Source organism: Streptomyces diastatochromogenes (assembly GCF_002242805.1).
GTDB lineage: Bacteria > Actinomycetota > Actinomycetes > Streptomycetales > Streptomycetaceae > Streptomyces > Streptomyces diastatochromogenes.
In genome coordinates, this window is sequence record NZ_MCGQ01000041.1 from 182800 (window position 1) to 204538 (window position 21739).

Annotated in this window: 19 protein-coding genes; 11 read left to right on the forward strand and 8 right to left on the reverse strand. The window is 71.7% G+C overall.

Annotation, left to right across the window (positions count from 1 at the left end):
* Positions 1-5: 5 nt before the first annotated feature.
* A complete protein-coding gene (locus BEK98_RS37490) occupies positions 6-1163 on the forward strand; it encodes a sensor histidine kinase (RefSeq protein ID WP_094221226.1) in 1158 nt (385 codons plus the stop codon).
* Positions 1160-1795, forward strand: coding sequence for a response regulator (locus BEK98_RS37495; RefSeq protein ID WP_094221227.1), 636 nt, complete (start codon positions 1160-1162; stop codon positions 1793-1795). Before BEK98_RS37490 ends, BEK98_RS37495 begins: the two co-directional genes overlap by 4 nt.
* Here the strand turns inward: BEK98_RS37495 and BEK98_RS37500 are convergent, their stop codons facing one another.
* The 7 genes from BEK98_RS37500 to BEK98_RS37530 all read right to left on the reverse strand — a co-directional run bounded on the left by BEK98_RS37500 (position 1796) and on the right by BEK98_RS37530 (position 9578).
* The gene (locus BEK98_RS37500) at positions 1796-2413 is read right to left on the reverse strand and encodes a histidine phosphatase family protein (protein ID WP_094221228.1); all 618 of its coding nucleotides are present in this window, start codon (positions 2411-2413) and stop codon (positions 1796-1798) included.
* Between the two features lie 46 nt (positions 2414-2459).
* Positions 2460-3233, reverse strand: coding sequence for an SDR family NAD(P)-dependent oxidoreductase (locus tag BEK98_RS37505; protein WP_167444345.1), 774 nt, complete (start codon positions 3231-3233; stop codon positions 2460-2462).
* Between the two features lie 295 nt (positions 3234-3528).
* Positions 3529-4074: an EF-hand domain-containing protein gene (locus tag BEK98_RS37510; protein WP_094221230.1), complete on the reverse strand. Its 546-nt coding sequence runs from the start codon at positions 4072-4074 to the stop codon at positions 3529-3531.
* 163 nt (positions 4075-4237) lie between these two features.
* The gene (locus BEK98_RS37515) at positions 4238-5587 is read right to left on the reverse strand and encodes a cytochrome P450 (RefSeq protein ID WP_167444346.1); all 1350 of its coding nucleotides are present in this window, start codon (positions 5585-5587) and stop codon (positions 4238-4240) included.
* A complete protein-coding gene (locus BEK98_RS37520) occupies positions 5584-6996 on the reverse strand; it encodes a cytochrome P450 (protein WP_094221232.1) in 1413 nt (470 codons plus the stop codon). The genes BEK98_RS37515 and BEK98_RS37520 overlap by 4 nt, the downstream gene beginning before the upstream one ends.
* Before the next feature lie 6 nt (positions 6997-7002).
* Complete coding sequence (locus BEK98_RS37525) at positions 7003-8010, reverse strand: terpene synthase family protein (protein WP_094221233.1); 1008 nt, start codon at positions 8008-8010, stop codon at positions 7003-7005.
* Between the two features lie 140 nt (positions 8011-8150).
* On the reverse strand, positions 8151-9578 hold the full coding sequence (locus BEK98_RS37530) for an FGGY-family carbohydrate kinase (RefSeq protein WP_094221234.1): 1428 nt from the start codon (positions 9576-9578) through the stop codon (positions 8151-8153).
* Positions 9579-9759: 181 nt separating this feature from the next.
* Here BEK98_RS37530 and BEK98_RS37535 point away from each other — a divergent pair, with 181 nt between their 5' ends.
* From BEK98_RS37535 to BEK98_RS37570, 8 genes are read left to right on the forward strand one after another with little or no spacing between them, the layout of a single operon-like run.
* Positions 9760-11181, forward strand: a complete 1422-nt coding sequence (locus BEK98_RS37535; RefSeq protein WP_094221235.1) for an ABC transporter substrate-binding protein — start codon at positions 9760-9762, stop codon at positions 11179-11181.
* On the forward strand, positions 11181-12065 hold the full coding sequence (locus tag BEK98_RS37540) for a carbohydrate ABC transporter permease (protein ID WP_094221236.1): 885 nt from the start codon (positions 11181-11183) through the stop codon (positions 12063-12065). Before BEK98_RS37535 ends, BEK98_RS37540 begins: the two co-directional genes overlap by 1 nt.
* On the forward strand, positions 12062-12886 hold the full coding sequence (locus tag BEK98_RS37545) for a carbohydrate ABC transporter permease (protein ID WP_094221237.1): 825 nt from the start codon (positions 12062-12064) through the stop codon (positions 12884-12886). Before BEK98_RS37540 ends, BEK98_RS37545 begins: the two co-directional genes overlap by 4 nt.
* Positions 12883-13974, forward strand: coding sequence for an ABC transporter ATP-binding protein (locus BEK98_RS37550; RefSeq protein ID WP_094221238.1), 1092 nt, complete (start codon positions 12883-12885; stop codon positions 13972-13974). Before BEK98_RS37545 ends, BEK98_RS37550 begins: the two co-directional genes overlap by 4 nt.
* A complete protein-coding gene (locus tag BEK98_RS37555; RefSeq protein ID WP_094221239.1) occupies positions 13974-14798 on the forward strand; it encodes a DeoR/GlpR family DNA-binding transcription regulator in 825 nt (274 codons plus the stop codon). The genes BEK98_RS37550 and BEK98_RS37555 overlap by 1 nt, the downstream gene beginning before the upstream one ends.
* Positions 14776-15849: an ABC transporter ATP-binding protein gene (locus tag BEK98_RS37560; protein ID WP_094221240.1), complete on the forward strand. Its 1074-nt coding sequence runs from the start codon at positions 14776-14778 to the stop codon at positions 15847-15849. The genes BEK98_RS37555 and BEK98_RS37560 overlap by 23 nt, the downstream gene beginning before the upstream one ends.
* Complete coding sequence (locus tag BEK98_RS37565) at positions 15846-16868, forward strand: 2-hydroxyacid dehydrogenase (protein WP_094221241.1); 1023 nt, start codon at positions 15846-15848, stop codon at positions 16866-16868. Before BEK98_RS37560 ends, BEK98_RS37565 begins: the two co-directional genes overlap by 4 nt.
* Before the next feature lie 11 nt (positions 16869-16879).
* Positions 16880-18307 carry an FGGY-family carbohydrate kinase gene (locus BEK98_RS37570; protein ID WP_094221242.1) on the forward strand — a complete coding sequence of 476 codons (1428 nt, stop codon included), beginning with the start codon at positions 16880-16882 and terminating at the stop codon, positions 18305-18307.
* A gap of 41 nt (positions 18308-18348) precedes the next feature.
* Here the strand turns inward: BEK98_RS37570 and BEK98_RS37575 are convergent, their stop codons facing one another.
* Positions 18349-19011, reverse strand: a complete 663-nt coding sequence (locus BEK98_RS37575) for a DsbA family protein (protein ID WP_094221243.1) — start codon at positions 19009-19011, stop codon at positions 18349-18351.
* A gap of 139 nt (positions 19012-19150) precedes the next feature.
* On the opposite strand from BEK98_RS37575, the gene pepN reads away from it, so the two are divergent.
* Positions 19151-21730: an aminopeptidase N gene (gene pepN, locus BEK98_RS37580; protein ID WP_167444347.1), complete on the forward strand. Its 2580-nt coding sequence runs from the start codon at positions 19151-19153 to the stop codon at positions 21728-21730.
* Positions 21731-21739 lie beyond the last annotated feature (9 nt).

Here is a 21739-nt window from a genome sequence, read left to right on the forward strand (position 1 = left end):
CAGGTATGGTCACGACCGCCGACGCCCTCTGGGCGACCTCGCTGCGCCGCTGGAACGTGGTGTGCCGGCTCCTGTTCGCCGCGATGGCGGTCGGGATCACCGCGCTGAGCCAGGGCGCCGACCGGTACGCGGCCCTCGCCCTGCTGGGCAGTGTGGCCCTGTGTTTCGTCGTGCTGGACCGCCGCCCCGCCCATCCCGTCGTACGGCCGCACGGGTATCTCGCGGTGCTGGTGATCGCGCTCGCCGGTCTCGCCTACCTGGGGACCAGTTACGCGGCCCTGTTCATGGTCACGCTGCCGCACTACTGGATGTTCGGCCGCACCCCGAGGATCTCCCTCGCCTTCCTGGGGCTGGCCACCACCGGCACGCTGCTGGGCGGCTGGGTGCGGCAGGGCTGGTCCGGCAAGTTCTTCGGCGAGACGGTGGTGGGCACGCTGATCGTGGTGGCGGTCGGGGTGCTGATCGGGCTGTGGGCGCGCGCGGTGGTCGAGCAGAGCAGCGAACGCGCGCGGCTGATCATGGAATTGGAGCGCACGCAGGCCGAGCTGACCCAGGCGCATCTGCGGCAGGGCGCGGCGGAGGAACGGGAGCGGATGGCACGGGAGATCCACGACACGCTCGCGCAGGGCTTCGCCTCGATCGTCGTCCTGGCGGAGGCGGCCCGGGACGGCCTGGCCACCGACCCCGCACGCAGCGCCCGGCAGCTGGTCTCGATCGAGTCGACCGCCCGGGAGAACCTGGCGGAGGCCAGGGAGTTGGTCGGCTCGGCCCGGCCGGGCGGCGCGCACCCCGGCTCGGTGGCGCAGACCCTGCAGCGGATCGTCGACCGGTTCGCCGAGGACACCGGGCTGACCGTGGACGCGGAGCTGGCCGACCTCGACTGCGACCAGCAGACCCGGATCGCGCTGCTGCGCTGCACCCAGGAGGCCCTGGCCAACGTGCGCAAGCATGCCCGGGCCTCGACGGTCGGGGTGCTGCTGGCCCGGCGTCCGCACGGCGTGGAACTGGAGGTCACGGACGACGGCACCGGATTCGTGGTCGGGGCCTCCACGGGCTTCGGCCTCGACGGGATGCGCAAACGGCTCGCCGAACTGGGCGGGCGGCTGACGGTGACCAGCTCGGTGGGGGACGGGACCCGGATCCTGGCGGTGATTCCGGCATGAGCGAAGAGGTGCTGCGGGTCGTCGTGGTGGACGACCACACCGTGATGCGGGCCGGGGTGATCGCGCTGCTCGACGGCGAGGAGGACATCGAGGTCGTGGGCGAGGCGAGCGACGGCCGCGCCGCCCTCGGTCTGGTCGCCAGCCACAACCCGGACGTGGCCCTGGTAGACCTGCGCATGCCCGTGCTGGACGGGGTCGCGACGACCACCGAGATCGTCGCCCGGCACCCGCGCACCCGCGTGCTGATCCTCACCACGTACGACACCGACGCCGACATCGAGCGCGGGGTCGAGGCCGGTGCCATCGGCTATCTGCTCAAGGACACCACCAGGGAACAGCTGGTCGACGCGATCCGCTCGGCCGCGCGCGGTGAGACCGTCCTCGCCCCCCGGGTGGCGGAGAAGCTGGTGGCCCGTATGCGGCGCCCGGTCCAGGATCCGCTGACCGCCCGCGAGACCGACGTCCTCGACGCGGTGGCGGACGGGCTCACGAACGCCGAGATCGGCCGCCGTCTGGTCATCTCCGAGGCCACCGTCAAGACGCATCTGCTGCGTCTCTTCGCCAAGCTGGACGTCAACGACCGGACGCGGGCGGTGGTGGTGGCCATGGAGCGGGGGCTGCTGCGGCGGTGACTACGGCTCACAGGGCACGTTGAGCGAGAGCAGTGCCGTGTCGTCCCCGGTGATCCTGATCTCGCTCACCGCCGCGTTGTGCAACCTCGGGAGGACACGGCGGTACTCCGCGACCGGGATGTGCAGGAGCGAGCACAGCACCAGTCGGAGCAGGGTGTTGTGGGCGACGACGAGAACCCGTTCGCCGGGGTGTGCGGCGGCGATCCGGCGCAGGGCGGCCGTGCCCCGGGCGGCTGCGGTGCGAGGGTCCTCTGCGCCGGGGAACGGGTGCGCCACCGGGTCGGTGCGGAAGGCCCGCGCCGCCTCGGGGTTCTCCTTCTCGAACTCGGCGAGCGTACGGCCCTCCACCACCCCGAAGTCGCATTCCCTCAGGTCGTCTTCGCGCCCCGGGGTGAGGCCGAGGGCGCGGCAGGCGGGCTCGGCGGTGGCGATCGCCCGGGACAGGGGCGAGGTCCAGACCGCGTCCACCGGATGAGCGGCGGCCCAGCGGCCCAGCGCCTCGGCCTGGGCGCGCCCGGTGTCGGTGAGGCCGACGTCGCTGACGCCGGCGTACCGGTTCTCGGCGTGCCAGACGGTCTGGCCGTGGCGGGCGAGCAGGAGGGTGGCGGCCGAGGTCATGGTGAGCAGTATTCCCGGTGCCGGTCCCTCCGGCCGGCCGCGGTCGTCAACCGGCCGAGAACGTGCGGGCGTAGCGGCCGGCGGTCCAGCCGCCGTCCACCACCAGCGTCGACCCCGTCATGTAGGAGGAGGCGTCACCGGCCAGGAACATGACGGCTTTGGCGATCTCCTCCGGCGCGGCGGGGCGCTGGAGGGGGACATGCGCGAGAAGTTCCTCGGGAGCGTAGCCGAGACGGGTGAAGTCGGTGTTCTGGAGCAGGGGCGTGGCGACGGCACCGGGGCAGATCACGTTCACCCGGACGCCCTGGGCGACGACCTCCATGGCGGCCGCGCGGGTGAGACCGAGTACGGCGTGCTTCGAGGCGCAGTAGGCCGCGAGCCCGGGGATGCCTTCGAGGCCCGCGAACGACGCCACGTTGATGATCTGTCCGCCGCCTCCTCGGATCATCAGCGGCAGAGCGGCGCGCATGCCGAGGAAGACGCCGGTCTGGTTGACCGCCACCATGCGGGTGTAGTCCTCGAGCGACGTGGTGTGGAGCGGACCGGGGCGCATGACACCGGCGTTGTTCACCAGCACGTCCAGCCGTCCGAAGCGCTCCTCGACCTCGTCGATAAGGTCGCTCCACGAGGTCTCGTCGGCGACGTCGAGCTCGCGCAGCAGGAACCGGTCGGCGCATCCGGGTTCGACGGGCCGGCCGTCCCGCGGTGTCAGGTCGGCGGCGATGACGGTGGCGCCGTCGTCGAGCAGCGCCTGGGTGACAGCGGTGCCGATCCCGCCGCACGCGCCGGTGACCAGGGCGATCCGTGCGGCGCCGCTCATGGCCGGACTCCTTCGGTCGGAGCTTGTGTCGGCGCTTGTGTCGGGGCGCAGATCTGCTGCAGGAAGTCCGCGACGCTCAGTGTGCCGCTCCACACCCATTGGGCCACGGCGTGGTCCGGCGCGACCTGGACCCTGCGCAGTTCGGTCGAGGGAGAACGAGTCGGCCCACTCCTGGATCCGTGCGGTCATGTCCGACGGGGAGATCGTCATGCCATGCTCCATTCCTCGGGAACAACCGGGCGCCACGGTCCCGGCACACGAGTGCCGGGACCGTCGTACGCCAGGGCGTGCGATGTCAGTTCAGGGGGCCGAACATGACGACGCCGGGTGCCTCGGGGTCGTTGCTGCTGTAGACGTCGCGGGCCGCGCGGACGAACTCGTCGACGCTCACGAAGCCGTCGCCATTGAGGTCGATGCGGGAGAACGTCTCGGAGCTGAGCTGTTCGTTCACGCCATAGGCGCGGTAGATCCGCTCGACCTGCAGGGGCGTCAGCCTGCCGTCGCCCTCCTCGTCGGCGGCGTTGAAGGTGACCACCGACACCTTGACCATCTTGTCGACGTACTCGGGGTCGTTCTCCAGGCCCTGCGCGATCGCGGCGACGAACTCCTCGCGGGTGATCTCCCCGTTGCCGTCGGCGTCGGCGGCCCTGCGGATCGCCTCCCACCAGGCGTCGAAGGTCTCGTCGATCTCGGTGGCGAGCTTGGCGTCCATGGCGGGACGCAGGGCGCGCATGCGCTGGGCCATGATCTGGAAGTCGGCCTTGCTGATGGCGCCGTCCCGAGTGACGTCGAGGGTGTCGAAGACCCGGTCCAGGTTGGTCTGCTGCACATTTCCGAGCATGTTTCCTCATCTCCTGTTACTGGTCGGGATCCGGCGGGCCGGATCGCTGGTTCCGCCCGGCCGGGCCCTCCCGCGGGCATGCCGCAGGAGGGTCCGGGGTGTGCCGGGCAGGTCTTTCGAGCAGGCCGGTCTCCCGGGGCGTCCGGGGAGCGGCCGCTTCGGCTCAGGCGTCGCGTCGCCGCGCGGTCAGGACGAGGCGGTCCGGGGAGAGTGCGGCACCGGCCACCTCGCGAGGGGCGCGGGACGAGACCGGGACGAGACGCCAGCGCGCCGTGACGGTCGCCACGGTGGCGGCGAGTTCGGTGAGGGCGAAGTGGTCGCCCAGGCATTTGTACGGGCCCGTGCTGAAGGGCAGGAACGGTGGTGGGGCCGTGTCGCCGTCGAGCCAGCGTTCGGGGCGGAACTCCAGGGGCCGTGGGTAGAGCGCGGGGTCGCGGTGCAGAGTGGCGGGGCTGAACAGGAGTTCCGCACCCGCCGGCAGAGCCACCCCGCCGAGCGTCGTGGGGCCCGCGGGCCGGCGCATGAGCATCCAGGCGGGACTGTGCAGCCGGAGCGTCTCGCGGACCACGCTCCGGGTGTACGGGAGGCCCGCCAGATCGTCGAAGGTCACCGGACGACCGCCCAGTTCCTCGTCGAGTTCGGTGGTCAGGCGCTTCTCCACCTCGGGATGGGTGGCGAGTTCGTGGTAGAGCCAGGTGAGGGTGGTGGAGACGGTCTCGATTCCCGCGGTCAGGAAGGTCATGGCCTCGTCCCGCAGCCGTGCGGGAGACATGGGCTCGCCGGTGTCGGGATCGCGGGCGGCGACCAGCATGGACAACAGGTCGCCCCGGTCGCCGCTGTCCCGGCGGTGCGCCTCGACCAAGTCGTCGACCAGACCCCGCAGTCGGCGCTGTGCGGTGTCGAAGCGGCGGTTGCCGGGAGTGGGCAGCCGGTCCAGCCACGCGGCGGGCGAGACGACCCTGCGGCCCATGCCCTGGATGAACACGGGGAGCCAGGCCTGGATGCCGGCCACCTGCTCGCGGTCGAGTCCGCCGCCGAAGAGGACCTTCGCCACCACCTCGCTGGTGAGCGCGTACATCTCGGCGCAGATGTCGAGAGCGGCGCCCGGTGTCCAGTCGGCGCAGTGGTCCGCGGCGACCTGTCGCATGACGTCCGTGTACGTCCTGAGCCGCTCCCGGTGGAAGGCGGGCAGCACGAGCCGGCGCTGCCGCTGGTGTTCGTCGCCGTCCGTGGTGAACAGCCCGTTGCCCTGGTACGGGCGGAACTTCTCGTAGAACCGGCCCTTGCGGTAGGTGGCGGCCTCGGAGGCGAACACCTGGTGGACCAGGTCCGGTGAGTTGAGCACGTACACGTCCAGCGGTCCGATGCGGATGCGCACGATGTCACCGATGGGCCGGATGGACTGCAGGAGCTGGACAGGGTTCCGCAGCAGGGGGACGGCGTGGCCGAGGAGCGGCAGACGGCCCGGTGCGGTGGGGACCGGTGCGGTCGGTGCCGTGGCGGAGACGGTCACTGCTCTCCCTCGGATCCGGCGGGGCGGGGAACGCCGGCCGGGCGGCGGTGCAGGCGCAGGCTGAGGCCGCGGGGCTCGATGATGCTGCGCCCGCTGAGCCTGACCGGCCGTCGGCCTGCGGGGGTGAGCTTCCAGGTGGCCAGGATGGACGCCAGTGCCAGGGTGATGTTGTCGACGGCGAAGTCGCGGCCGATGCACTTTCTGGATCCGGCGCCGAACGGGATCATCGTCAGCGCGCGTTCGGCCTTCGCCCAGCTGCGTGCGTCACCGCTCCAGCGCCCGGGGTCGAAGCGTTCCGGCTCCGGGAACAGGTCGGCACGGTGGTGGAGGATGTACGGGCTGAGCAGGATGTCGGCTCCGGCCGGGAGCCGGTGGCCGCCCAGCTCGGTGGGGCGCACGGTGAGCCGGCTGAACATCCAGGCGGCCGGCCGGATCCGGAAGGTCTCGGCGACGACGTCGGCCAGAACCGGCAGCCGCGGTGGGGGTTCGTCGCGGGCGGCGGTGCCACGGGCCCGACGGGCCTCCTGTGCGACGACGGCATCGAGGGCGTCGTCGACCGAGAGGTAGTGGAGGGTCCAGGCGAGCATGGCGGCCGTGGTGCCGATGCCGGCGATGAACATCGTCATCACCTGCTCGCGGACCTCCGCGTCCGACAGGGCGGATCCGTCACCGTCTTCGGCCAGGAGCATCGACAGCAGGTCGCCGTGGTCGGTCCCGTCCCGCCGGTAGGCCGCGACGGTCTCGTCGATCCTGGCGTACAGCGACAGACGGGCCTGCTCGTAGCGCCGGTTGGCCGCGAGCGGCAACCGGGCCAGACCGGGGGCGACCATGCGCAGGAAAGCGCCGCTGACCAGTGTGTCGACGTCGGCGAGTGTCCGCTGGACCGTCTCCGCCGCGGTGTCCGTGTGCGCGAACCAGGACGCGAACATCGTCGAGACGGTGATGCGCAGGGCGAGTTCCTGCATCACCCGGTAGACATCCAGTACCTGCCCCTCGCGCCAGGTACCCAGGACGGCCGCGATCTCACGACCGGCGAGCTCCTGGTAGTCCGCGAGTTTGCCGGGGTGGAAGGCCGGCTGGGTCAGCCGGCGCAGCCGCGTGTGCTTGGCGTCGGGGCAGGTGGCCAGACCGTCGCCGAAGAAGACGGCGATGTTCTCGAAGAACGGACCGCCCTTGTCGTAGTCACGGCGTCCGGTGAGCAGGACCTGCGCGACCAGTTCGGGACCGCACACGACGTAGGTCGGCCGGGGCCCCAGCCGGATCTCCACCAGGTCACCGTGCGCGGGCAGCGACGTCAGGAAGCCGGTGGGGTCCGTGAGCAACTGCCTGAGGTGCCCCACGACCGGCAGGGCGCCGGGCGCGAGCGGTGCCGGGCGGGCCGTCGGCCGGGCGGGATGGATCGCTGTCACAGTTCCTCAGCCCTCGGCGCCGACGAGCAGGGAGGTCGCCCATTCGGGCAGCGTGCGGTGTGCGTGATGGCGGGTGGTGATCCGCTCCCACTCGTAGTCACCGCAGATCCAGTCATGGAGGATGTCCGCGTACCCGGCCACCGCGACCCGCTGGGAGTCGTCCAGGGCCCGGGCAAGGCGGGGCAGCTCCCGCCGTTCGAGCTCCACCAGCTCGTCGGCCTTGCCCTGCGCGATCCCGGACGCGATGACCAGCGCCTCGTCCCGGGTGCAGCCGTGGGTGCGTTCGACGAGGTGGATCACGTTGTGCCCGCCGGTGACGTCCTCGTGCACGAGGGACATCGAGTCGTTGCGTAACCCGACCAGATCCGCGGCGAGTTGCCGCATACGCCGCAACAGCGGGTGGTGCCACACCACCGGCGCGACCTCGACGCCACCCCAGTGCTCTGCCAGGTCGTTCTGCCCGAAGGCGCACGTCGTGGCGGCCCGGAGCTGGAAGTACTCCTCCAGGTCGGTGTGGACGCGGCCGTCGGTACGGTCGATCGCCTCGGTGAGCTGCGACGCGAAGTACGACGACCAGTGGTGGGCCACGCGTGAGCGCAGCGGAGCGGACATCCCCCGGACCATGCGCTCCCACAGGTCGGCGAACGCCCGTACCGTCGGCGCCTGATGGCGCTCCGTGCCCGGCACACCGTGCACGATGTCGATCAGCGCACCGCAGATGCGGGCCACCCGCCGCGGATCGCGCCCGGCCTCCCCGTCCAACTGGTCATCGAACGGCAGGAAGTACCAGCCCATCATCTGCGCGGCGGTACAGCACGCGTCGAGGTCGGCCAGGGGGTAGAAGAACCCGGCCACCTCCGTCAGGCGCCAGTTCGTGAAGTCCTCGACGGCCTGCTCGCCGTGCAGCAGATCGAACCTTCTCATCCAGTCGATCGCGCTCTCGCGAGCCGCGTCCACATGCGGGTTGAACCGAAGCGGCCACGGGGCAGTGAACACCACACCCTGATACGTCACGTATGCGCCTTTCGTGAAGTCCCTTCTCCAGGAAGGATCTTGTGGCGCGCGGGACCCCTGCAAGGCTTGTCCCGGTCTGTCCATCCGATCGAGCTAAAAGCCCGTCAGAATGTTTTGTGCCTTGATCACCGACGGCTCCCTCACGGCCGTAGCCGCGCCCGCGCATGCGCCGCCACCGCCCCCGGCAGCCACCCCCGGAACTCCAGCTCCCCCACCAGCCGGGCGTACGGCTCGGCGAAGCGTGCGGTGCGGTCCGGGCGGGGCTCGACCGTCGTGCCGATGCGGACCATGCCGTCGGCCGCGTCCGCGAGCGTGGGTGCGGCGCCGGTGCCGTAGGCCGCCAGTGCGGCCATGCCCAGGGCGGGTTCGGTCTGTTCCGGGACCCTGGCCGGGCGGCCCAGGATGTCGGTGCGGAGCTGGGTCCAGTAGGGGCTGCGGGCCGCGCCGCCGGTGAAGGTGAGAGGGCCGTCCAGAGGGGCGCCGAGATGGTGGAGGTAGTCCAGGCAGAGGCGTTCCGTGAAGGCGACGCCCTGCAGGAGGGCGGCCCACAGGTCGGCGTCGGACTCCGGGGCGCCGAGGAGGAGGGCGGTGGCCTGCGGGGCGTGGAAGGGGAAGCGTTCGCCCGGGGAGACGAGGGGGTAGGCGACCGCGTTCGAGGGCTCGAAGGCGGCGGCCGCGGCGTCCAGCGCGGCCGGGTCGGCACTGCCGAAGCGGGCCGTCAGGACACCGGCGCCCACGCTGGAGGCGCCACCGGGCAGCCACGTGCCGTCGGGAGCACGGTGGTTGTAGACCACGCCGGTCGGGTCATGGACCGGATCCGCGGCGGCCCCCTTCAGCACCAGGGTCGTCCCCAGCACCGAGTTCCACGCACCCTCCCGCAGCGCGCCCGAGGCGATCTGTGCCGCGCAGCCGTCCGTCATGCCCGCGACGACCGGGGTGCCGGCCGGGATGCCGGTGGCCTCGGCGGCCGCCGGGCAGACCTCGCCCAGCCGGGTGCCGGGGCGTACGACGTCGGGCAGGGCACCGGAGGGCAGCCCGGTGAGGTCCGGCCAGCGGTCGCGCTCCACGTCGTACGCCGTCTTCAGGGCGTGGCTGGAGTCGGTGGGGACGGGCCCGCCGACGAGACGCGCGTTGATCAGGTCGGGCTGGTGCGCCACCCGGCCGGGACCGTACCGGCCGACCAGCCACCGCGCCTTCGGCAGCGCCCAGGTGTCCTGCACCGCGAGCCCCGCCGACCGCAGCCGGCCTGCCTCGGCCGCCGCCCGCCCGTCGTCGTACATCAGCGCCGGGCTCACCGGGCGGCCGGTGTCGTCCGTGAGCAGTACGGTCCCGGAGGTCCCGCACACCGCGAGTCCCGCCACCCGCACCCGCACCCCGTCGAGCGCGGCCCGGCAGGCCGCGCACACCGCCTCCCACCACTCCCCCGGATCCTGCTCGTGCCGCACCCCCTCCCGCCGCCCGCGCCGCAGGGGCGCCGCGCCGCTGCCGAGGACGCCGCCGTCGACCGTCACGAGCAGGGCACGCACCCCCTGCGTGCCGAGATCGATCCCGAGCCACGCCAAACCCATCCGGACCTCCCGCAGATAGCGAACGGTCTTGTGAACTTCCCATATCTCTCTGAGATTTCCCCCTGATTTCCCCGTGCACAAGGGATTGACGGGCTTCCTTCGCCGTTACACCCTCTGTTATCGAGTCGACTCGCACTGTTAACCCGGCCCGACCCCACCGCCCCACCGACGGAGGTCACGGATGAACAGGCACGTGCACGACCGCCGGCGCTTCCTCGCCCTGACCGCGGGGGCCGCCGCGACCCCGTTCCTCGCGGCCTGCGGCGCCGGCTTCGGCGGTGACGACGAGAAGAGCGACGGTTCGGCCGCGGACGACGTCACCGGCTCCTTCGACTGGCGGCGGGAGAAGGGCACGACGGTCAGGGCGCTGCTCAACAAGCACCCGTACGCGGACGCCCTGATCGCCGACCTGAAGTCCTTCACCGAGAAGACCGGCATCGAGGTGAAGTACGACGTCTTCCCCGAGGACAACTACTTCGACAAGCTCACCGTGGATCTGTCGAGCGGGCGGGCCTCGTACGACGTCTTCATGCTCGGCGCCTACATGGTGTGGCAGTACGGGCCACCGGGGTGGCTGGAAGACCTCGGCCCCTGGATGCGCAACTCCTCCGCCACCGGCGCCGAATGGGACCAGGCCGACTTCTTCCCGAACCTCCTGCAGGCCGACCAGTGGTCGCTGAAGGCGGGCGCGCCGCTCGGTCAGGGCGGGCAGTATGCGCTGCCGTGGGGCTGGGAGACCAACGTGGTCGCCTACAACACCGAGGTGTTCGACAGGCTGGGGCTGAAGCCCGCCGAGTCCTTCGACGAGCTGCGCGAGCTGGCCGGCGCCATCAAGAAGAGAGCCCCTGGCGCCGGGTTCGACGGGATGTACGGGATCGCCGTGCGCGGGTCCAGGAGCTGGGCGACCATCCACCCCGGGTTCATGACCATGTACGCCCGCAACGGGCTGCACGACTTCACCGTCAAGGGCGGGAAGCTCACCCCCGCCATGAACACCCCGAAGGCCGTCGCCTTCACCGAGGACTGGGCCGGCATGGTCAGGCAGGGCGGGCCGCCGTCCTGGACGTCGTACACCTGGTACCAGTGCTCCAGCGACCTCGGCGCGAAGAAGGCCGGGATGCTGTTCGACGCGGACACGGCCGCCTACTTCCAGGCCGTGAAGGGAGCCTCTCCCGCCTCGGGGAAGATCGCCTTCCACCCCGGGCCCAAGGGGCCGGACGGGTCGCTCGCCACCAACATGTGGATCTGGTCGCTCGGCATGAACGCCAGGAGCAGGCGGAAGAGCGCCAGTTGGCTCTTCCTTCAGTGGGCGACCGGGAAGGAGCACCTGCGCAGGGCCGCCCTCACGAACAACCACATCGACCCCGTACGGAAGTCGGTCAGCCAGGACGGCGCCTACAAGGACAAGATGCGGCACCTGCCCGGGTTCATCGAGACCTTCGAGACGGTCGTCGACCAGACGAAGATCCAGTTCACCCCGCAGGCCCAGTTCTTCGACGCCACCACCAGCTGGGCGGCCGGCCTCCAGGAGATCTACGGCGGGAAGGACGCCCGGTCCGTGCTGAACGGGCTGGCGAGCGACCTCAGGTCCAAGGTCGGCTGATGGGCCTGCGAGTCACCCTGCGCCCGTACCTCCTCGTCGTACCGGCGCTGCTCCTCACCTGCGGAATCCTCTACCCCTTCGCGCTCGGCCTGTACTACACGCTGTTCGACTTCTCGGCGAGCAAACCGCAGCCGGACATGGTGCGCTTCCAGAACTACGAGACCGTGTTCACGCAGGACGCCTTCTGGAACTCGGCCTGGGTGACCGTGCTGTACGCGGTCGGCGCGGCTGCCGTGGAGACCGTGCTCGGGGTCTCCGTCGCCCTGCTGCTGCACCGCTCGTCCCTGGTCGGCCGGGTGCTGGAGAAGATCCTGATCCTGCCCCTGATGATCGCCCCGGTGATCGCGGCGATCATGTGGAAGCTGATGCTCCAGCCGTCGGTGGGTGTGGTCAACCACCTGCTGAAGCCCTTCGGGCTCGGCGGGGTGCAGTGGACGGACACCCCGACGGGCGCCCTGTTGTCGTCGATCGCCGTGGACGTCTGGGTCTACACCCCGTTCGTGGCGATTCTGGCGCTGGCCGGTCTGCGGTCGCTGCCCACCTCCCCCTTCGAGGCGGCGGCCGTGGACGGCGCCGGCTGGTGGTACACCTTCCGGCGGCTGACCCTGCCGATGCTGTGGCCGTACGTCCTGGTCGCGGTGATCTTCCGGTTCATGGACTCGCTGAAGGTCTTCGACATCATCTACGCCCTGACGGAGGGCGGTCCGGGCGACTCCACGGTCGTCCTGCAGATCCGGGCCTATCTGGAGGCGATCCGCTTCCAGCGGTACTCCTTCGGGATCAGCTACACGATCGTGCTGTGGGCCGTGGTGTACCTGGCCGCGATGGTCCTCGTCCGGCATCTGGGGCGGATCCAGCGGAAGGCCGCGGAGGTGTCCCGGTGAAGCGACGCCTGGTGGGCCGGCTGGCCGATGCCGCCCTCATCCTCTACTTCCTCTTCGCGCTCTTCCCGATCGCCTGGATGGTGCTCCTCTCCCTCAAGCCCGCCGACCAACTCTTCAGCACGTACTTCTCGTTCACCCCGACGCTGGACTCCTACCGGACCGTGCTGGGGGACAGCGAGGGCATCCCCTTCGTACGGTTCTTCGTCAACAGCCTGGTGGTGTCGGTGGGCGCGGTCGCGCTCTCGCTGGTGGTCGGGCTGCCGGCGGCGTACGCCTCGGCGCGCTGGCGGTTCCGGGGCTCGGAGAACCTGATGTTCACGCTGCTGTCGTTCCGGTTCGCGCCCGAACTCACCGTGATCATCCCGCTGTTCGTGCTCTACCAGAAGCTGGGGCTGTTCGACACGTACGTCGGCATGGTGTGGGTGCTGCAGCTGGTCACGCTGCCGCTGGTGGTGTGGATCATGCGGTCGTACTTCACGGATCTGACACCGGAGCTGGAGCAGGCGGCGCTGCTCGACGGCTACTCCCGCAAGCAGGCCTTCTTCCGGGTGGCCCTGCCGCTGGTGAAGCCGGGCATCGCGGCGGTGTCCCTGCTGGCGTTCATCTTCGCCTGGAACAACTTCGTCTTCCCGCTGATCCTCACCTCCAGCTCCGCGCAGACCGTGACCGTGGGCGCGCTGTCCTTCCTGGGCGGCGACCGGCCCAAGTACAACCTCACGGCCGCGGCCGCACTGGTCTCCGTCGTACCGCCGCTGCTGCTGGCCCTGACCATCCAGCGGTATCTGGTGCGCGGGCTGTCGTTCGGGGCGGTGAAGTCATGAGCGTCGCACTGCGGGACGTGCACAAGGCGTACGGCCGGACGACCGCTCTCGACGGGATCGAACTCCGGGTGGAGGAGGGCGAGTTCTTCTGTCTGCTCGGGCCGTCCGGCGCGGGCAAGACCACCACGCTGAAGACCGTCGCCGGGCTTGAGCGGCCCGACTCCGGGACCGTCGAGATCGACGGCCGGGACGTGCGGGACGTGGAGCCGTACGACCGGGGTGTGGCCATGTGCTTCGAGAGCTACGCCCTGTATCCGCACCGCTCGGTGTACGACAATCTCGTCTCGCCGCTGCGCTCACCGAGGCACCGGCTGCCCGCCGCCGAGGCCCGGGAGCGGGTCGGGGCGATTGCCGAACTTCTCGGTATCAGCGGTCTGTTGGACCGCTCGGTGGGGCAGCTGTCCAACGGGCAGCGGCAGCGGGTCGCCCTCGGCCGGGTGCTGGTGCGTCCGGCCCGCGCCTTCCTCCTCGACGAGCCCCTCTCCCACCTGGACGCCAAGCTGCGCCAGCAGATGCGCGCCGAGCTGAAGGCGATCGGGGCCGTCCGGCGCACCACCACGCTGTACGTCACCCACGACTCCGTCGAGGCACTGGCGCTCGGCGACCGGATCGGGGTCATCCGGGACGGGCGGATCGTGCAGACCGGCACCCGGGAGGAGATCTGGTACCGGCCTTACGACACGGAGGTTGCGCGGGCCTTCGGGCGGCCGCGGATCAATCTGCTGCCGGGGACGGTGACGGAAGCCGGGGAATTCCGGTCGGTGGACGGCGCGGTCGAACTGCCGCTGCCCGTGCGGGCGTCCGCCGGCAGCGAGGTGCTGGTCGGGGTACGGCCCCGGGACGTCTCCCTGGCCGGGGACGGCCACCGGCTCTCCGGGTCCGTGTACGTGACCGAGGTGCTGGGCCGCTCCGTCGAGGTCACCGTGCGGATCGGCGCGCAGCACCTGTCGCTCGTCGTACCCCGGAGCGAGGCGGCCGGGCTGCGTCCCGACGAACCGGTCCGCCCGGCCGTCCGGGCTGAGAACCTGCTGGTGTTCGAGGCCGACCGGCCAGGGCGTCCGGGACGACGGATCGGGAAGAGCACGTGATGAGCAGTGGTGCACAGCAGGGACCCGCGGCCCGGCAGGCCGCCATGGCCGAGCGCGTGCTGGCCGAGGGCTCGGCCACCGCGGCCGAGCTGGCCGAGCGGTTCGGGGTGAGCCTGATGACGATCCACCGGGACCTGGACGAACTCGAACGGCAGGGGATCGTCAGGAAGTTCCGGGGCGGGGTGACCGCGCAGCCGTCCGGGGTGTTCGAGTCGAACGTGCAGTACCGGCTGAAGACCATGCGCCCGCAGAAGGCCGCGCTCGCCTCACACGCCCTGCGGCAGATCGAGCCCGGCATGGCGATCCTCCTCGACGACTCCACCTCCACGCTGGAGATAGCCCGTCGGCTCCGGCTCGGCGAGGTCACCCCGCTCACGGTCGTCACCAACTTCCTGGAGGCGATCAACCTCCTGGCCGGCCGGCGGGGCATCCATCTGATGGCCCTGGGCGGCGACTACGACGGGCTGCACTCCTCCTTCCTCGGGGTGTCCTGCGTGGAGGCGGTCGAGCAGCTGCGGGTGGACGTGGGCTTCGTGTCGACGTCGGGCGTGCACGGCGGCTACGCCTACCACCAGGAGCAGCACATCGTCTCCGTGAAGCGGGCGATGCTCGACGCGGCCGCGCGCAACGTGCTGCTGGTCGACCACACCAAGCTGGGCCGGGTCGCCCTGCACCGGGTGGCCCCGCTCTCCCGCTTCGACCTGCTGCTGGTGGACGACGGCGCGTCGGCGGAGGCGCTGCGCGACCTGGACGAGCACAAGGTGCGGTACGAGGTGTGCGCCACGGATCCGAGGGAGGGCGATGACCGCGCTGGAGTTACGTGAGCTGCGAAAGACCTACCGGTCGCGGGGCCGCCCGGCGGTGGAGGCGGTCCGGGGCCTGGACCTGGGACTGCGGTCCGGTGAACTCCTCGGGCTGCTGGGCCCGTCGGGGTGCGGAAAGTCCACCACGCTGCGGATGATCGCGGGTCTGGAGTCGGTGACCGGCGGGGACATCCTGGTCGGGGGCGCTTCGGTGACCGGCCGTCCGGCGCAGGAGCGGAACATCGGGGTCGCGTTCGAGAACTACGCGCTGTATCCGCCGCTGACGGTCGCGGAGAACCTGGCGTTCGGGCTGAGGGCGCGCCGGAGGAGCCTGCGCGGAGATGTGCGGCGCAAGGTCGCCGAGATCGCCGAGCGGGTCGGCCTCACCGACGTCCTCGACGCCCGCCCGGCTGGACTGTCCAGCGGGCAGAAGCAGCGCGTTTCGCTGGCCCGGGCGCTGATCCGGGAACCGGACGTCCTCCTGCTGGACGAGCCGCTGTCCCATCTCGACGCGGCCCAGCGCGACACCACCCGCCGGGAGCTCAAGCGCATCCAGCGCGACCTGGGCCACACCACGATCCTGGTCACGCACGACCAGGAGGAGGCCCTGTCCCTCGCCGACCGGATCGCCGTCATGCGGGACGGTGTGATCCAGCAGCTCGGCACGCCCTACGAGATCTACGACAGCCCCGCCACGTCCTTCGTGGCGGACTTCGTCGGCGAGCCCGCGATCAACCTGCTGCCCGGCACCGCCACCGCCGACGGCCACGTACGCCTGTCCGCCGGGGTGCGGATCGCGCTCCCGGTGCCGGTGGCCGAGGGGCGGGCCGTGGTGGTCGGCATCCGCCCCGAGGACCTGAGCCTCACCGGCGACGGCGGCATCCCCGCCCGGGTCGTGGCCCATGAACCCCTGCTGGAGTCGGGCATCGCCACCCTCGCCCTCGACGGGGTGGAGCGGCACCTGGTGGTGCTCACCGGGCCCGAGGTGCGCCTCGCGCACGACGAGCGGGTCCGGGTGGCGGCCGGACTCACCCATGTCTTCGACGCCGAGACGGGAGACACCCTGCGATGACCTCCAGTGTGCGTGTGGTGGCCGCCGGCGACCACTTCGTCCTGCCGTCCCTCATCACGGCCGCCCTCGGGCAGGAAGCCGCCTGTGATGTACGGGAGTTGACCCTGGGCTGGCCCCTCGAACCGTTCGGGCCGGTCGCCGAGGTGAGCGAGGCCAGTGACGCCGAGGACGAGCTGATCTCCGCCCTCGACGGCGCGCAGGTCCTGGTCACGCAGATGGGTCCGGTCACCGAACGCGTCCTTGGCGCCTGCCCCCAGCTGCGGCTGGTGGTGGTCTGCCGGGGCGGGCCGGTCAACGTCAACCTGGACGCGGCGAAGCGGCACGACGTCCGGGTGTGCTTCGCGCCCGGCCGCAACGCCGCCGCCACCGCCGAGTTCACCGTCGGCCTGCTCCTCGCCGCCCTGCGCCGCATCCCACAGGCCCATGAACTCCTGGCCCGCCAGGGGAGTTGGGCCGGATCGGCGTACTACACCTACGAGCGCGGCGGACTGGAGCTGGAGGACCTGCCGGTCGGGCTGGTCGGCTACGGCGCGGTGGGCAGCCGGGTGGCGCGGGTGCTGTGCGCCTTCGGGGCGCGGGTGATGGTGTACGACCCCTATGTGCGCGGGGAGGTGCACGGGCTGCGGATGCCTTCGCTGGACGACCTGTTGCGCCGCTCCGCCGTCATCACCCTGCACGCCCGGCTCACCGCCGAGACCCGCGGTCTGATCGGTGCCCGTGAGCTGGCGCTGCTGCCGCCCGGAGCGGTGGTGGTGAACGCGGCCCGGGGGCCGCTGCTGGACGAGGACGCGCTGTGCGACGCGCTGGAGGGCGGGCGGCTCGCGGCGGCGGCCCTGGACACCTACGCCCGCGAACCGCTCCCGCCGGACTCCCGGCTGCCCGCTCTGGCCGACCGTGTCGTCCTCACCCCGCACCTGGGCGGGGCCAGCCGGGCGGTCGCGGAGAAGGCGGCCCGGATCGCCGCCGCCGAGGTGGGCCGCTGGGTGCGCGGGGAGCCGCTCGCGCACTGTCTGACGTGAAGGGGAGCCGCATGTACGTCGGGATCGATGTGGGCACGTCCATGGTGAAGGCCGCCGCCTTCGACCGCGGCGGCCGTGAACTGGCCGTCGAGGCACGGCCGGTGGGGCTCAGTCTGCGCGGCGGGGCCGTGGAGCAGGACATGGAGGAGGTGTACGGGGCAGTCGTCGCCGTCCTGCGGGCGCTGACCGCTCGGGTACCGGAGCCCGTGGAGCTGGCCGGGCTGACCGGGCAGGGCGACGGGGTGTGGCTGGTGGACGCGGCGGGCCGACCGGTGCGGCCCGCGGCCTCCTGGATGGACGGCCGGGCCCACGCACTGGTCGACCAGTGGCTGGCGGACGGCACCTTCGAGAGCGTCTTCCGGCGCACCGGCAGCGCGATGTTCCCGGGCTGCCCGGGCCCGCTGCTGGCGTGGCTGGACCGGTACGAGCCGACGTCCCTGGAGGCGGCCGCGGCGGCCGTGTACTGCAAGGACATGGTCTTCCAGCGGCTGACCGGCGCGGCGCGGGCGGTGACGGACGTGTCGGACGCGTCGATGCCGTTCCTGGACCCGCGCACCCGGTCCTACGACAACCGGGTGGTGGAGCTGCTCGGCCTGACCCACCGCCGGGGCCTGTTCGCGCCGGTCAGCGATCCGGTGGCGACGGGCGAGGCGCGCGGCGCGGGGCTGCCGCCCGGCACCCGGCTGGCGAACGGCCCGTACGACCTGCCGGCCTGTGCGCTCGGCGCGGGCGTCACCGCGCCCGGTGACGGCCTGCTGATCGTCGGCACCTGCCTGGCCGCCCTGGTCGCCACCACGGACCTGGACCTGGGCGGCGAACCGGCCGGCCTGTACATCTCCACCGACCGGCCCGGTCACTGGCTGCGCGCGATGCCCGCGATGGTCGGCACGGCGGCCCTGGACTGGGTGCTGAGCACCACGGGCGTGCGGCACGAGGAGGTGGACGCCCTGCTGGCCGCCACCCCGCCGGGCGCCCACGGGGTGCGCGTGCTGCCGTACTTCGCGCCCTCCGGCGAGCGCGCCCCCTTCGTGGAGCCCCGGCTGCGGGCCGAACTCACTGGTGTCTCCCTGGAGTCGACGCCCGCCGACCTGATCCGCGCCACCTGCGAGGGCATCGGCTACGCGGCCCGGCACTGCCTGGCGGCGGCGGGTCTGACCGGGACGCTGGCGGTGTGCGGCGGCGGCACCCGCAGCCCCGCCTGGATGCGGCTGCTGGCGGACGTGCTGGGCCGCCCGCTGCGGGTGGTGGAGGGCGAGGTGGGCGCGCGGGGCGCGGTGCTCGCGGCGGCCGAGCGGTTCGGCACGGCCCTGGACGCGGCGGCCTGGACCGAGCCGACCCGCGTCGTGCAGCCGGACGCGGACCGGGCCGCGTACTACGCGAAGGGGTACGAGGAGCACCTGGGCCGCCTGGCTCAGGCACGCGAACGGGCCCGGAGCTGACCGGGCCCGTTCGGCGGGACGTGCAGGACGTGCAGGTCGCTTTACAGGTTGCTGAAGTCGGGGCCCTTGGTGCGGGTCCGCTTGATCTCGTAGAAGCCGGGGACGGAGGCCACGGCGAGGGTGCCGTCCCACAGGCGGGCCGCCTCCTCGCCCTTGGGGGCGGGGGTGACGACCGGGCCGAAGAAGGCGATCTGCTCGCCGTCGGGGCCCGGGACCGCGATGACCGGGGTGCCGACGTCCTGGCCGACCTTCTCGATGCCCTCCTTGTGGGAGGCGCGCAGCTCGGCGTCGAACTCGAAGTCCTTCTGCTCGGCGTACTCGATCAGCTCGGCGGGCAGGCCGACGTCCGCGAGCGCACCGGCGATGGCCTCCAGGGTCGCGCCCTCACCGTTGTTGTGGAAACGGGTGCCGAGCGCGGTGTAGAGGGGGCCGAGGACGTCCGCGCCGTGCTTCTGCCAGGCCGCGGTGACCACGCGCACGGGCTGCCACGCCTTGACGGCGAGCATCTCCCGGTACTCCTCGGGCAGCTCGTCCAGCTTGTTCTCGTTGAGGACGGCGAGGCTCATGATGTGCCAGCGGACCTCGATCTCGCGGACCTTCTCCACCTCCAGCACCCAGCGGGAGGTCATCCAGGCCCAGGGGCACAGCGGGTCGAACCAGAAGTCCACGGGGGTCTTGCCGCTCGTGGTCACGGTCTCGGACATGCGTCTCCTCAGCGAAATGGGCTTTTGAAGCGGCAACATTCCCCTGGTCACCCTCATTCCCTGGTGCCCCGTGTCAGGGGCGCGTGGCAGGATCGGTGCTGTTCCGCGCCATCCAAGCGACCACGAGGGAGTGCCGCCCGTGCCCGGTGAGAATCTGACCCGCGACGAGGCCCGTGAGCGGGCCGCCCTGCTGTCTGTCGACGGGTACGAGGTGGCGCTGGACCTGCGCTCCGCCGTGGGCGACGGGGACGGCGGGCCGCGCACCTTCCGCTCGGTGACCACGATCAGGTTCCGCTGCAACGAGCCGGGCGCGTCCACGTTCGCCGACCTGGTCGCGCCGAGTGTGACCTCGGTCACGCTCAACGGGAAGGATCTGGACCCGGGTGAGGTCTTCGACGGTTCCCGGATCGCGCTGGAGGACCTGGCCGCCGAGAACGAGCTGACGGTCGACGCGCAGTGCGCCTACTCCCGCACCGGCGAGGGCATGCACCGCTTCGTGGACCCCGAGGACGGCGAGGTCTACCTCTACACACAGTACGAGCCGGCCGACGCCCGCCGTGTCTTCACCAACTTCGAGCAGCCGGACCTGAAGGCGCCGTACCGCTTCGAGGTGCAGGCGCCCGAGGGCTGGACGGTGTGGAGCAACGGCGCCGGGGAACGCGCCGACGGCGTCTGGCGGTTCGCGGAGACGAAGCCGATCTCGACGTACATCACCTGCGTGGTGGCGGGGCCGTACCACTATGTGACGGACTCCTACGAGCGCACCCTGGAGGACGGGACGAAGCTGGAGATCCCGCTCGGCGCCCTGTGCCGCAAGGGACTCGCGCCCTACTTCGACGCCGACGACGTCTTCCTGGTCACCAAGCAGGGCCTGGACTTCTTCCACGAGCACTTCGACTACCCGTACCCGTTCGGGAAGTACGACCAGGCGTTCGTGCCCGAGTACAACCTGGGCGCGATGGAGAACCCGGGGATGGTGACCTTCCGCGAGGAGTACATCTTCCGCGGGAAGGTGACGCAGGCGTCCTACGAGGCGCGGGCCAACGTCATCCTGCACGAGATGGCGCACATGTGGTTCGGCGACCTGGTCACCATGGTGTGGTGGGACGACCTGTGGCTGAAGGAGTCCTTCGCGGACTTCATGGGCACGTTCGCGAACGTCGGCGCGACCCGTTTCACCGACGCCTGGGTCACCTTCGCCAACCGCCGCAAGGCCTGGGCCTACCGCGCGGACCAGCTGCCCTCCACGCACCCGATCACGGCGGACATCCGCGACCTGCAGGACGCCAAGCTCAACTTCGACGGCATCACGTACGCCAAGGGCGCCTCCGTGCTGAAGCAGCTGGTGGCCTACGTCGGCGAGGAGGCCTTCCTGGAGGGCGCCCGCCGCTACTTCAAGCGGAACGCGTACGGCAACACGCGCCTGGGCGACCTGCTGTCGGTGCTGGCGGAGACCAGCGGCCGGGACATGTCCGCGTGGGCCCGCTCCTGGCTGCAGACGGCCGGGGTGAACTCGCTGACCCCGCAGGTGCTGCTGGACGCCGAGGGCCGGGTGGCCGAGCTGGCGGTGGTGCAGGAGGCGCCGGAGTCGCACCCCGAGGAGCGCCCGCACCGGGTCGCGGTGGGCCTGTACCGGCGCACCGCCGAGGGCGCGCTGGAGCGGTACGCGCGCGTGGAGACGGACGTCGAGGGTCCGCGCACGGTGGTGGCGGAGCTGGCCGGCGCCGAGACCCCGGAGCTGGTGCTGGTCAACGACGACGACCTGACCTACTGCAAGATCCGCTTCGACGAGACCTCGCTGGCCACCCTGCGCGAGCACCTGGGCGCGCTCACCGACCCGCTGGCGCGGGCCCTGTGCTGGTCCGCGCTGTGGAACCTGACCCGGGACGCCCTGCTGCCGGCGCGGGACTTCGTGGACCTGGTGCTGCGGTTCGCGGGCCGGGAGTCCGACATCGGCGTGCTGCAGATGCTGCACGCCTGGGCGAACTCGGCGCTGGTGCACTACGCGGCGCCCGAGTGGCGGGCGGCCGGCGAGGAGTTGCTGGCCGAGGGCGCGCTGCGGGAGCTGCAGGCGGCCGAGCCCGGCAGTGAGCACCAGCTGGCCTGGGCGCGCTTCTTCGCGACGGTCGCCTCCGGCGGGACGGACCTGGCGCTGCTGAAGGGTCTGCTGGACGGCACGGAGACGGTCGAGGGCCTGGACGTGGACCAGGAGCTGCGCTGGGCGTTCCTGGGACCGCTGGCGGCCCACGGGGTGGCCGACGAGTCCGTCCTCACGGCCGAACTGGCCCGTGACGACACGGCGTCCGGCAAGCGCCACCAGGTCCGCTGCCTGGCCGCGCGCCCGTCGGCGGCGGTCAAGGCACAGGCCTGGGCGCAGGTCGTGGAGTCCGACGCCCTGTCGAACGCGCTGGTGGAGGCGACGATCGCGGGCTTCGACCAGCCCTCGCAGCGGGAGCTGACGGCGCCGTACGCCGAGAAGTACTTCGCGGCGATCGAGCGGGTGTGGCAGGAGCGGTCGATCCAGATCGGCATGGACGTCGTACGGGGCCTGTTCCCCGGCTTCCAGGACCGTCAGGAGACGCTGGACGCGACGGACGCGTGGCTCGGGGCCCACGCGGACGCGGCGCCCGCGCTGCGCCGGCTGGTGCTGGAGGCGCGGGACGATCTGGCGCGGTCGCTGCGCGCACAGGCGTGCGACCAGGCGGCCGCCGACGCCTGATCCTTGGCC